Raw genomic sequence first — 12,081 nt, 5'->3', positions numbered from 1 at the left:
CGTTCAGGCTGATCTGTCTCGGTCGGAGCCGATCAGTCGTGGCCGAAGTGGTGCCGGGGGCTGATCGATCCGATCGCCTCTCGCAGCTGGGAGAGGCCACGAGAACGATCAAGCAGGTGCAGACGCAGCACGGGCCGACCCTTCTCGGTCAGCACTGCTGCATCTCCGGCGGCCTGGGCGCGCTGCAGCTGTGCGAAGCCGAAGTCGCGTCCCGGCACCAGCAGGTCGGTGCGAGCCTCACCGGTGATCTGAAGGAACACCCCGTTCGGGTGACCGCCCTTGTGGTACTGACCGGTCGAATGCAGGTAGCGGGGTCCGAAGCCGAAGGTCGTCTGCACTCCGGCGTGTGTGGACACGAGCGGTCGCAGATCCTCAGCTTCGGCATCGGCGATCCGATCGAGGTAGGCCTGAATGCCGACATACCCGTACTCGTCGACCCGCGAGAACAGCTCCTCCAGGGCTCCGACGAGATCGGTGGCCTCGCCGACGACCTCGAGGACGTCGATGGCTCCCTCACGGAACTGCGGCTGTCCTGCAGTTGCCGAGTCCGGCCCGTCGAGCAGATGCCTGGCCTGCGCCTTGGCCGCTTCCACATCGGGCTGGTCGAAGGGATTGACCCCGATGCCGTATCCGGCGATGGCCGTGGCGTATTCCCAGAACAGGAACAGCTCGCCCAGTCCACCCGTGATGCTCGCTTCGAATCCGGACGGGGCGCCCAGCTCTGAGCCATCGGCTGCCGGCCCGAGCAGGCACAGGAGAGCGTCCGCGCGGGCATCGGAGAACCCGATGTCGGCGGGGGAGTCGACGACGACGGGAAGGATGCCCTGACCGTCCTTGCCGAGGGATTCGGCGATGAGCTGCTCGACCCAGGCGCCGAGGCCGGCCAGCTGCCCAGAGGTCTCGGCGAGGACGAGCTTCTCCGTCGTTCTCGCGTGCGCGATGCTCAGCCACGCGCCGAACCGCAGTGCCGGGTTGTCCACGCTGTCTGCGGACAGTTCCGCGGTTGCCGCAGCGGCTTCTGCGACGATGCCGCGCACATCGGCACCGGCCAGACCTGCGGGAACGAGCCCGAAGGCCGAAAGCGCACTGAAGCGTCCGCCGACAGTGGGGTCGGCGAGGAAGGTGGCGAGGAAGCCCTGATCGGCGGCCAACGCTTCGAGCTCCGTTCCCGGATCGGTGATCGCGATCATCCGGGACGCGGGATCGACGTCGATCGATTCGAAAGCCGCGGCGAAGCTGCGTCGGATCGAATCCGTCTCCACCGTGGTGCCCGACTTCGACGCGATGACGAGGACAGTGTGCTCGAGGTCGGTGCCGATCGCCTCGGCGACCTGATTCGGATCCGTCGAATCGACGATCTCGAGTCGGACACCCGCGGTCTGAGCCATCACCTCCGGAGCGAGCGAGGATCCGCCCATTCCGGCCAGGCCGATCGTGCGCAGACCCTGCTCCTGGAGTACTGATCGCAGGGACTCGATCTCATCGAGCAGCTCAGCAGCCTGCTGCGGAAGGTCCACCCAGCCCATCCGGTCCGCGGCATCGGCGGCTCCGTCGAACAGCTCCGCATCCTTGTCACTCAGTCGGGAGGCCAGACCGGTGTCGATGAGACGCGCGGCCTCGGCCTCGAATTCCTCGCCGACGGGAACAGAGAGTGAGAGCCTCATGAGCGCTCCAGAGCCGTCCGGATCGTGTCCTGGAGTTCGGTCCAGCTGACATCGAACTTCTCCAGGCCCTGTTCTTCGAGCACGGTCATGACCTCGGCGTAGTCGATGCCCAGTCGAGCCAGGGCGTCGAAGACCTCGTCGGCGGCACGGTAGTGCTCGGAGGTGATCCGGCCGGCAACCTCACCGTGGTCGGCGAAGGCCTCCAGAGTGGGTTCGGGCATCGTGTTCACGGTGTTCGGCGCGACCAGTCCGGTCACATACATCGTGTCGGCATAGTCGGGGTTCTTCACTCCGGTCGAGGCCCACAGCAGACGCTGCGGACGCGCGCCGGCGAGTTCGAGGACCCGGAAGCGTTCGGAGGTGAACAGCTGTGAGTGGATCTCATGGGCGAGCACGCAGTTCGCGATGCCCGCCTTGCCCTTGAGCTCGGCGGCCTTCGGGTCCTCGATCGAGTCGAGACGGGAATCGATCTCCGAGTCCACACGGGAGACGAACACCGAGGCCACCGACCGGATCGTCGAGAGGTCGTGACCGGCGGCGCGGGCCTTCTCCAGACCCTGGAGGAAGGCTTCGACGACATGGCGGTACCGGGTCAGGGAGAACACGAGGGTGACGTTGACGCTGATCCCGGCGGCGATCGTCTCGGAGATCGCGGTCAGCCCCGCCTCGGTGGCGGGGATCTTGATCATCGCATTCGGTTCGCCGACGCGTTCCCACAGGGACTTCGCCGAGGTGACGGTCCCCTGCGAATCGTGGGCCAGCGGGGGAGCGACCTCGATCGACACGCGACCGTCCTGACCATCCGTGGACTCGAAGACCGGACGGAACAGGCGCGCCGCCTCGGCGACATCCGCGGTGGTCAGTGCCTCGATGGCCTCATCCACATCGGCACCGGAGGCGCCCAGATCGGCGACCGCAGAATCGTAAGCGTCGGAACTGGAGATCGCGTTCGCGAAGATCGTCGGATTCGTCGTCACACCCATGACGGAGGAGTCCTCGATGAGGCGCGCGAGATCCCCGGATTCGAGTCGGGTGCGGGAGAGGTCGTCGAGCCAGATCGAGACTCCGGCCGCGCTGAGCTGCTGGAGACGTTCACTCATGCTTCCGCCTTTGCTGCGTTGATGGATTCCTTGGCTGCGTCGACGACGGCCGAAGCCGTGATGCCGAACTTCTCGTACAGGGTCTGGTAGTCCGCGGAGGCGCCGAAGTTCTCGATTGACACGGCACGTCCGGCATCGCCGAGGTACTTGTGCCAGCTCATCGCCGAGGCGGCTTCGATGCTCACGCGGGCCCTCAGCGTACGCGGCAGTACCGTGGCCCGGTAGTCCTCCGGCTGCGCGTCGAACCATTCCTGGCACGGCATGGAGATGACGCGTGCTGCTGTGCCCGATGCCTGCAGAGTCTCGGCTGCTTCGAGGGCGATGGCGACCTCGGAACCGCTGGCGATGATGGCCACCTCGGGCTGGTCGCCGGTATCGGTGAGCACATAGCCGCCGCGTGCGGCTTCGGAGGCGGGAGCGTACTTCTCACGGTCGAGGACCGGCACGGCCTGGCGGGTGAGCACGAGTCCGCTGGGTCCGTCCGTGCGGTCGAGGATCTTCCGCCATGCGACCGCGGTCTCGTTCGCATCGGCCGGTCGGACGACGTCGAGGCCGGGGATGGCGCGCAGTGCGGAGAGGTGCTCGATCGGCTGATGGGTCGGTCCGTCCTCGCCGAGGCCGATCGAATCGTGCGTCCACACGAACAGGTTCGGCAGCTGCTGGAGAGCGGCCAGACGCACGGCCGGACGCTGGTAGTCGCTGAAGACGAGGAACGTGCCGTTGTACGGGCGGGTTCCGCCGTGGAGGGCGATGCCGTTGCCGATGAGACCGGCGGAGAACTCGCGGACGCCGAAGTGGATATTGCGTCCGTACTCATGTCCGGAGAAGGCACCGGTGGACCGGTGAGCGGGCAGGAAGCTCGGCTCACCCTTGACCAGGGTGTTGTTCGAACCCGCGAGGTCGGCGGAGCCGCCCCACAGCTCGGGCATGGTCTCGGCGATCGCATTGAGCACCTGACCGGAGGCGGCACGAGTGGCGATGCCCTTCTCGTTGGCTTCGAAGACCGGGAAGGCCGCATCGAGGTCGGCGGGCAGTTCGCGCTTGGACAGACGGTCGAAGAGCGCGGCGTTGTCCGGGTTGGCGCTGCGCCATTCGGCGAAGGACTTGTCCCATTCGAGGTGGGCGGCGCGACCCCGGTCGAGGGCCTGACGAGTGTGGGCGAGGACCTCGTCGGCGACGGCGAAGGTCGCCTCCGGGTCGAAGCCGAGGATCTCCTTGGTCGCCCGGATCTCGTCCTCGCCGAGGGCCGCGCCGTGGGATCCGCCGGTGTTCTGGGCGTTCGGGGCCGGCCAGGCGATGATCGTCGACAGGCGGATGAACGAGGGGCGGGAATCGGCGCGAGCGGCTTCGACGGCGGAGTGGAAGGCTTCGATGTCCTCGTGGTAGTCACCGCCGGCGGTGAAGTCGACGTGCTGGACGTGCCAGCCGTAGGCGGCGTACCGGGCGGCCGTGTCCTCGCCGAAGGCGATCGCGGTGTCGTCTTCGATGGAGATCTTGTTGTCGTCCCAGATCACCAGCAGGTTCGACAGCTCCTGAGTCCCGGCCAGCGAGGAAGCCTCACCGGAGACTCCCTCTTCGAGGTCGCCGTCGGAGGCGAGCACGACGATGTTGTGGTCGAACGGTGAGGTGCCGGGAGCCGCCTCGGGGTCGAAGAGTCCGCGTTCGCGACGCGCGGCCATGGCCATGCCCACGGCCGAGGCCAAGCCGGAGCCGAGCGGCCCCGTGGTGATCTCGACACCGGCGGTGTGGCCGACCTCCGGGTGGCCCGGGGTCAGCGAACCCCATGTGCGCAGGGCCTTCAGATCGTCGAGTTCGAGCCCGAACCCGGCCAGGTAGAGCTGGACGTACTGGGTGAGCGAACTGTGACCGCAGGAGAGGACGAAACGATCTCGGCCGACCCAAGTCGGGTCGGCCGGGTCGTGAGTGAGTCCGTGCTGATACAGGTAGTGGGCGATGGGAGCCAGGCTCATGGCGGTGCCCGGGTGCCCGTTCCCGGTCTTCTGCACCGCATCCGCGGCGAGGAGGCGGGCAGTGTCGACTGCGCGATTGTCGAGTTCAGTCCAGGACAGAGTTGTCATGTCGTCGAGCGATCCTTCGTTCGTCTGAAGAGCGTGCATTCAAACTCTACCCGTCGGACGCCTGAAGCGCCGCCCCTGTTCACCTGCCGTGCCGGCAGGGAGCGAGACTTTTAGGCTACCGACGGGTAAAGTGTGGTCTCGCGCACAGCTGTGGTTCCACATTCAACAACTGCGGTGTGCCGAAGAGACTGAGAATGGGCCGTGCCTGACTGGAGGGATGACAGGGTGAGCAAAGAGGCTGATCCCATGATCGATGCCGCCGTCGCAGACAGCGGAGACCGTCGACCCGGAAGGCTGACGGGAAGGCGACCCGACCTCGCCGAGGTGGCCGAACAGACGAGAGGGCTCCGTCGGCTGATCTCCCGGATCGGCACGGCGTGCCCGGTGTTGTTCGCCGTGGCGACCGTGTCCGTGTCGTCGGCGATCGCACAGCCGCTGCGCGGCAGCGTCGACATCGACGAGCTCGGTCTGTGGACGTTGGGTACTCTCCTTCTGCTCACCCCCTTCGCAGCAGCGCTGGCCGTGATGCTCAACGCGCGGCGCGGCGGACTGGTGTGGACGACCGCCCTCGTCTATACCGTCATCGCCGGAATCATCGGCCTGTGCGTCGATGTGAATCTCCTCCGCACGGATTCGCAGTCGGCCTCGCTGAGCTTCATCTCAATGCTCGTCGTACAGGTCGTCGTGCTTGCTCCCGTGTGTGCCGCAGTGGCCTTCCTCGTTCGCATCGTCAGTGACTCGACTCGCCTGCGCGCGACTGGCAAAAACTTCGACAAAGGGTAGAATCTAGGGCGTGAGCAAACTTCGTCAGAACCGGGAAGAGCAGAGTGAACGACCTCTGCAGAGGGCCATCGACGAGCAGAGCCTCTCCACCCGACCGCGTTCGATCATCAGCGCATATATCGCGCTGACCAAACCGCGCGTCATCGAGCTGCTCCTCGTCACGACCGCGCCCGTGATGTTCCTGGCAGCTCAGGGAATGCCGAACATCTGGCTCGTCATCAACACGCTCATCGGCGGAGCCGCCGCTGCCGCCTCGGCCTCGGTCTTCAACTGCTACGTCGACCGTGACATCGACGCGAAGATGGAGCGGACGAAGGACCGTCCCCTCGTCACCGGAGAGATCAGCCCCCGCTCTGCGCTGGTCTTCGCCTTCGTGCTCGGCATCGGATCGATCTTCTGGCTCGGCGGCTTCACGAATTGGGTCACGGCGGGGCTGACCGCCTCGGCGATCCTGCTCTATGCCGTCTTCTACACCCTCGTCCTCAAGCGTCGCACCTCACAGAACATCGTCTGGGGCGGCGCAGCAGGCTGTATGCCGGTGCTCATCGGCTGGTCAGCCGTGACCGGAGGAATCGCCTGGGAGCCCGTGCTGCTCTTCCTCGTCGTCTTCTTCTGGACCCCGCCGCACTATTGGCCGCTGGCGATCAAGTACAAGGCCGACTACGACGCCGCGGAAGTGCCCATGCTGCCGTCGAAGGTTCCGCCGACATCCGTCGGCCGACAGATGATCCTCTACACGTGGGCGATGATCGCCTGCTCGCTCGCACTCATTCCCATCGCTCCGATGGGCCCGGTCTACACGATCGTGGCCGTGGGCGCCGGCGTCTGGTTCCTGTGGTCGTGCTACTCGCTGGTCTCCCGTGCCAAGCAGGGTAAGGACGGCACGTCGCTCAAGGCGATGAAGGTCTTCCACGGGTCGATCACCTACCTGTCGCTGCTCTTCCTGGCAGTGGCCATCGACCCGTTCGTGTCCACCCTGATCCCCGGGATCTGGTGAAGCCCACGGATTGACCGCCTCAGCTGCCGCAGGGTGCGCATGAGCGGTTGCGAAATTCATACGTGGTGATCTTGATCAGGACGTATGAATTTCCAACCAGCGGCTGCTGACACGGCCGTGCCCATTTACCCCGGTTTCAGCCTCTTCGAGGATGCTCAGCCTGCGTTCACGAGATCGTCGATGACGATCTTCTTCATCTGCATGAGCGCCTGAGTCTGTGCCGGACCGGTCATCAGCTCGCCGAGGTTCGCGGGAACGATCTGCCAGCTGACTCCGTAGCGGTCCTTGAGCCAGCCGCACTGTTCGTGCTCGGGGGAGGCCGACAGATGCGACCAGTAGTGGTCGATCTCGGCCTGGTCCGCGCATTCGACGGTCAGCGAGATCGCCTCGTTGAACGTGAACACCGGTCCGCCGTCAAGGCAGATGAACTCAGTGCCGTCGAGGACGAACCGGCCGCTGATGACCTTCCCGCTCATCCCCTCGAAGTGTTCGTCGAGGGATTCGTCGGGATAGCGTTCGATGGACAGGATGCGCGAATCGGGGAAGACGGAGCAGTAGAACTCCATGGCCTCCTCGGCGCAGTCAGGAAACCACAGACACGGAACGATCGGGACTGACATCGGTGCTCCTCGGGTATGCGCTGTCGAGGACGGCAACGCTTGCCGCAATCGTAGCCGACAGGCCGACCATGTGTAAGGCCACGAGCAGTTCGGGAACACCGAGGAAGTACTGGACGTAGCCGATGACTCCCTGGACGACCTCGACGATGAGCAGGACGGTCAGCGGTGCGACCATCGCCGATTGTGCCTTCTTCCGCGCGACGACGAGCGCAGAGAGCGTGGCGACGACGAGCAGCCACACCGGCGCGGCATGCAAACGGGTGACCCAGATGTTGTCGAGGTTGTTGCGGGTCGAGATCGTCGAACCCGAATGGGGCCCGGCCCCGGTGGTGAGCACGCCGAAGACGACGATGATCGCGGTGAGGCCGAGGATGATCCAGCCCAATGTCGGCAGCGGAGCCGGGGCCTTGGTGCCCAGCCGCACGCCGGTGTCGTAGGTGCGGCGGACGAAGTAGGCGGCGACGCCGACAGCGACGGCCGAGGGGACGAAGTGTCCGGCGACGACCCAGGGGTTGAGCTTCGTCCACACGGTGATTCCGCCGACGACGGCCTGGACGGGCACGATGGCCAGCAGTCCGATATTGAGCCAGAACAGATCCGGGCGCTGCTTCCGAACCCTCCACAGCATGAGCGCAATGCCCGCGCCGAGGATCGCCAGCGCCACAGCCAGCAGGCGGTTGCCGAACTCGATGGCGCCGTGGATGCCCATCTCACTGGTGGCCACCAGCGAATCCGGGGTGCACTTCGGCCAGTCCGAACAGCCGAGCCCCGAGCCGGTGAGCCGGACGATTCCGCCGGTCAGGATGATCCCTGCCTGGGCGATGAGCATGGCCCAAGCGGCGATGCGGATCTTCTTCGTGACCACTTCACTCCTCATTCGAAACGGAACCACCTGCGTGCCGCAAGCGTTCCCACAAGCCCCCATACCAGGAGCACGATGATTGCCTTGATGTCTGTGCCGCCGTCTCCGATGACGGACCGCATGGCGTCGCCGAGCGCACCGGAGGGCAGGTAGCCCACAACCGTTCCCCATTCTCCCGGATGTGCGATGACCAGGCCACCGACGCCGGCCATGAGCACCCAGATGAGGTTCGTGGCCGCCAGGGTCGCCTCGGCGCGGACGGTGCCGGCCATGAGCAGACCGAGCGAGAGCAGCGCTGCGGTGCCCGGCAGTGTGGCCAGGATGAGTCCGAGGACGTCGACGGGACCCCGGAAGCCGAGAATGGCCGCCGCGGCGAAGACGAGTGCGTACTGGATGAGGACGACGACGATGACGGCGCCGAGTTTGCCGAGGATGAGTCCGTTCGTGCCCAGCGGAGTCGTCGCCAGCTGCCGCAGCACTCCGTAGCGACGGTCGAAGGCGGTCGCGATCGCCTGACCGGTGAATGCGCTGGAGGCCAGGCTCAGGCTCAGCGCTCCGGGGACGGCGATCGACAGCGGATCGGCCCCGGCGTCGATGACTCCGAGGCCGGTGAGCAGGGGAGTCTTCGCGAGGAAGACGAGCAGGCCCAGGGGGAAGATGACCGAGAGCAGCAGCTGTTCGCCGTTGCGCAGAACGGACAGGGTCTCGAACTTCGTCTGCGAGATGATGCGTGCGGCTGTCATCGCAGCGGCCTCCCGGTCAGTTCGAAGAAGACGTCGGACAGGGACTGTCTCTGCATGCCGATGTCCGTGATCTGTCTGCCCGCCTCGGCGATGGCCGTGCACGCCGCCGCGATCTGGCTCGCCGTCGGTGCTCCGTCGATGATGATCAGGGAGCCCTGCGCCGAGGCGGGGCCGAGCTCGGTGAGTCGATCGACGAGAGCGGCGGGGACGGGGGAGTCGAGCCGGATCGTCAGCGCCCGCGACCCGGCGGAGGCGCTGCGCAGCTCCTCGGGCGCTCCCTGGGCGATGATCCGTCCGCGATCGATGACGACGACCTCGTCGGAGAGCTCCTCGGCCTCGGTCAGGTCGTGGGTGGTGAGGACGACGGCGACCCCGCGGTCGGCGAGATCTCGGATGAAGCTGTGGACGACCTCACGAGCCTGGGGGTCGAGGCCGGCGCAGGGTTCGTCGAGGAAGACCAGACGGGGCCGACCGATGAGGGCTGCCGCCAGCGCCACCCGCTGCTTCTGTCCGCCCGAGAGTCGGCGCATCGTGCGTCCCGCGAAGTCGTGGAGGCCCAGGGGTTCGGCGAGTTCTTCGACCGGCAGAGGGTTCTCATAGAGGGAGGAGAGGTGGCGAAGCACCTGCAGCGGCTTCGAGCTCATCGGCAGTCCGCCGTCCTGGAGCATCACCCCGGCCAGCTGCGAGGTCGTGGAGTGGGCGGTGACGGGGTCGTGGCCGAAGATCTCCACCGTGCCCGCATCGGGACGGCGGGTGCCCACTGCCAGGGAGATGGTCGTGGATTTGCCCGCGCCATTGGGTCCGAGGACGCCGAGGACGGATCCGGACTCGGCCGTGAGGTCGATTCCGTCGACGACACGGTGGGAGCCGTAGGAGTATTGGAGACCGCGGATGGTCAGGGCCGGAGATGACACCAGACTATTCTACGACGCGTCGAAACTGGTGTCGAAACCGCAGGCGGCGGGCGCCCGATCGGGCGGTGGTTAGGCTCACCTAGTTTTACGAAACAAATTACGCAACAATATTGTTGTGTTAGTCAAGGAGGTGGATTATGGCTGCAAACGACACGGAAGATCGCCGCACCCGGCAGAAGGTCTTCCAGTCGGTGCTCGACGAAGGGCCGATCACTGCTTCGTCTTTGGCCAAAGCCCTCGAGCTGACTCCCGCGGCGATCCGTCGTCACCTGGACGCACTGGAGAGCGAGGGCCTCATCGAGGTCCGTGAACTCGCCGGCAAACAGGCGGGCAGGGGCCGACCGGCCCGGCACTATGTGGTCACGACGGCCGGACACGATTCGGTCAGTCATTCCTACGACGAGTTGGCCGTGAACATCCTGCGCTTCATGGAGGACAAGCACGGCAAGTCGGCTGTGGAGGACTTCACCGAAGACCTCGTCGGCCGTCTGCGGGACCGCCTCGGACCGGAACTCGAGAAGCGCGGCGGCACCACAGTGGCGTCACGCTCACGCGCTCTCGCCGCAGCGCTGACACGGGAGGGGTACGCCGCCTCGGCGACACCGGTTGCGGCCGGGACCCCGTTGGAGGCGATGCAGCTGTGCCAGGGACACTGCCCGATCCAGGCCGTGGCGGCGGAGTACCCGGAGATCTGCGAAGCGGAACTCGCGATGTTCTCCGACTACCTCGGCGTCGACGTACGCCGGCTGTCCTCGTTGGCGCAGGGCGACCATGTGTGCACCACCCACATTCCGACTTCGGAACTGACCAGACCACTCATCCACAGCAATGATCGACCTCAAGGAGGTTCACGATGACTGACACAGGAAATCGGATCATCGATGCGAATCCCGAGCTCAAAGACCTCGGGCAGTACGCATACGGTTGGCACGACGAGAACGACGCCGGCGCGACCGCGCAACGCGGCCTGAGCGAGGAAGTCGTCCGCAACATCTCGAAGCTCAAGGACGAACCCGAGTGGATGCTCAAGCGTCGGCTCAAGGCTCTGCGCCTGTTCGACAAGAAGCCGATGCCGAACTGGGGTGCCGACCTCACCGGAATCGACTTCGCCGACATCAAGTACTTCGTCCGCTCCACCGAAGGTCAGGCGACGTCCTGGGAGGACCTGCCCGAGGACATCCGCAACACCTATGACAAGCTCGGCATCCCCGAGGCGGAGAAGCAGCGCCTCGTCGCCGGCGTCGCCGCACAGTACGAGTCCGAGGTCGTCTACCACCAGATCAACGAAGAGCTCGAGGCTCAGGGCGTCATCTTCATGGACACCGACACCGGTCTGCGCGAGCACCCGGAGATCTTCGAAGAGTACTTCGGCTCGATCATTCCCTCCGGTGACAACAAGTTCGCCGCACTGAACACCGCTGTCTGGTCCGGCGGCTCGTTCGTCTACGTCCCCAAGGGCGTCCACGTCGAGATCCCGCTGCAGGCCTACTTCCGCATCAACACGGAGAACATGGGCCAGTTCGAGCGCACGCTCATCATCGCCGACGAGGGGTCCTCGGTCCACTACGTCGAGGGCTGCACCGCACCGATCTACAAGACCGACTCCCTGCACTCGGCCGTCGTCGAGATCATCGCGAAGAAGGATGCGAAGGTCCGCTACACGACGATCCAGAACTGGTCGAACAACGTGTACAACCTCGTCACCAAGCGCGCCATCGCCGAAGAGGGCGCCTCCATGGAATGGGTCGACGGCAACATCGGCTCGAAGGTGACCATGAAGTACCCGGCCATCTGGCTCACCGGCGAGCACGCCCGCGGTGAGACGCTGTCCGTGGCCTTCGCCGGCGAGGGACAGCACCAGGACACCGGTGCGAAGATGGTCCACGCCGCTCCGCACACCCATTCGTCGATCGTGTCCAAGTCCGTGGCCCGCGGCGGCGGCCGTGCCGGCTATCGCGGACTCGTCCACGTGCACCCGGGTGCCGAAGGCTCGTCGAACAACGTCCTCTGCGACGCTCTGCTCGTCGACAACGTCTCCCGTTCGGACACGTACCCCTACATCGACATCCGCGAAGACGACGTCACACTTGGCCATGAGGCTACCGTGTCCAAGGTCAGTGAGGATCAGCTCTTCTACCTCATGTCCCGCGGCATGGAGGAGACCGAGGCGATGGCGATGATCGTGCGCGGCTTCGTCGAGCCCATCGCGCGCGAGCTCCCGATGGAGTACGCCCTCGAACTCAACCGCCTCATCGAACTGCAGATGGAAGGCGCGGTCGGCTGAGACCCGACCCCGCGCCCACTGCACTCAAAGGAGTAA

The 12,081-nt window shown here is 65.7% G+C and carries 11 protein-coding genes; 4 read left to right on the top strand and 7 right to left on the bottom strand.

All coding sequences use genetic code 11. The annotated features are described in order from the left end of the window. Positions 1-32: 32 nt before the first annotated feature. Genes QYM46_RS09750 through tkt form a run of 3 tightly spaced genes read right to left on the bottom strand, consistent with a single transcriptional unit; the run spans position 33 to position 4,842 of the window. The gene (locus tag QYM46_RS09750; protein ID WP_432788804.1) at positions 33-1,664 is read right to left on the bottom strand and encodes a glucose-6-phosphate isomerase; all 1,632 of its coding nucleotides are present in this window, start codon (positions 1,662-1,664) and stop codon (positions 33-35) included. Beyond that, entirely contained in the window at positions 1,661-2,764 is a 1,104-nt protein-coding gene (tal, locus tag QYM46_RS09745; protein ID WP_432788803.1) for a transaldolase, read from the bottom strand. Before tal ends, QYM46_RS09750 begins: the two co-directional genes overlap by 4 nt. After that, complete coding sequence (gene tkt, locus QYM46_RS09740) at positions 2,761-4,842, bottom strand: transketolase (protein WP_432788802.1); 2,082 nt, start codon at positions 4,840-4,842, stop codon at positions 2,761-2,763. Before tkt ends, tal begins: the two co-directional genes overlap by 4 nt. A gap of 246 nt (positions 4,843-5,088) precedes the next feature. Here tkt and QYM46_RS09735 point away from each other — a divergent pair, with 246 nt between their 5' ends. Next, a complete protein-coding gene (locus QYM46_RS09735) occupies positions 5,089-5,625 on the top strand; it encodes a hypothetical protein (protein ID WP_432788800.1) in 537 nt (178 codons plus the stop codon). 10 nt (positions 5,626-5,635) lie between these two features. Further along, the gene (locus tag QYM46_RS09730) at positions 5,636-6,622 is read left to right on the top strand and encodes a heme o synthase (RefSeq protein ID WP_432788799.1); all 987 of its coding nucleotides are present in this window, start codon (positions 5,636-5,638) and stop codon (positions 6,620-6,622) included. A 155-nt stretch (positions 6,623-6,777) separates the two neighbouring features. Here QYM46_RS09730 and QYM46_RS09725 read toward each other — a convergent pair whose 3' ends face one another. From QYM46_RS09725 to QYM46_RS09710, 4 genes are read right to left on the bottom strand one after another with little or no spacing between them, the layout of a single operon-like run. Beyond that, the gene (locus QYM46_RS09725) at positions 6,778-7,242 is read right to left on the bottom strand and encodes a VOC family protein (protein ID WP_169252319.1); all 465 of its coding nucleotides are present in this window, start codon (positions 7,240-7,242) and stop codon (positions 6,778-6,780) included. Continuing rightward, positions 7,205-8,107, bottom strand: coding sequence for a COX15/CtaA family protein (locus tag QYM46_RS09720; RefSeq protein ID WP_432788798.1), 903 nt, complete (start codon positions 8,105-8,107; stop codon positions 7,205-7,207). Before QYM46_RS09720 ends, QYM46_RS09725 begins: the two co-directional genes overlap by 38 nt. A gap of 8 nt (positions 8,108-8,115) precedes the next feature. Continuing rightward, positions 8,116-8,847 carry an ABC transporter permease gene (locus QYM46_RS09715; protein WP_432788796.1) on the bottom strand — a complete coding sequence of 244 codons (732 nt, stop codon included), beginning with the start codon at positions 8,845-8,847 and terminating at the stop codon, positions 8,116-8,118. Further along, positions 8,844-9,761 carry an ABC transporter ATP-binding protein gene (locus tag QYM46_RS09710; RefSeq protein ID WP_432788795.1) on the bottom strand — a complete coding sequence of 306 codons (918 nt, stop codon included), beginning with the start codon at positions 9,759-9,761 and terminating at the stop codon, positions 8,844-8,846. The genes QYM46_RS09715 and QYM46_RS09710 overlap by 4 nt, the downstream gene beginning before the upstream one ends. A 137-nt stretch (positions 9,762-9,898) precedes the next feature. Between QYM46_RS09710 and QYM46_RS09705 the strand changes: the two genes are divergently transcribed. Both QYM46_RS09705 and sufB read left to right on the top strand, forming a co-directional pair. After that, positions 9,899-10,618: a helix-turn-helix transcriptional regulator gene (locus QYM46_RS09705; protein WP_169252315.1), complete on the top strand. Its 720-nt coding sequence runs from the start codon at positions 9,899-9,901 to the stop codon at positions 10,616-10,618. Then, positions 10,615-12,045: a Fe-S cluster assembly protein SufB gene (gene sufB / locus QYM46_RS09700; RefSeq protein ID WP_169252314.1), complete on the top strand. Its 1,431-nt coding sequence runs from the start codon at positions 10,615-10,617 to the stop codon at positions 12,043-12,045. Before QYM46_RS09705 ends, sufB begins: the two co-directional genes overlap by 4 nt. The last annotated feature ends 36 nt before the right edge of the window (positions 12,046-12,081 follow it).

The organism is Brevibacterium sp. K11IcPPYGO002 (assembly GCF_050920635.1).
In the GTDB taxonomy this organism is placed as follows: Bacteria; Actinomycetota; Actinomycetes; order Actinomycetales; family Brevibacteriaceae; genus Brevibacterium.
This window is presented reverse-complemented; position numbering and strand designations above follow the sequence as displayed.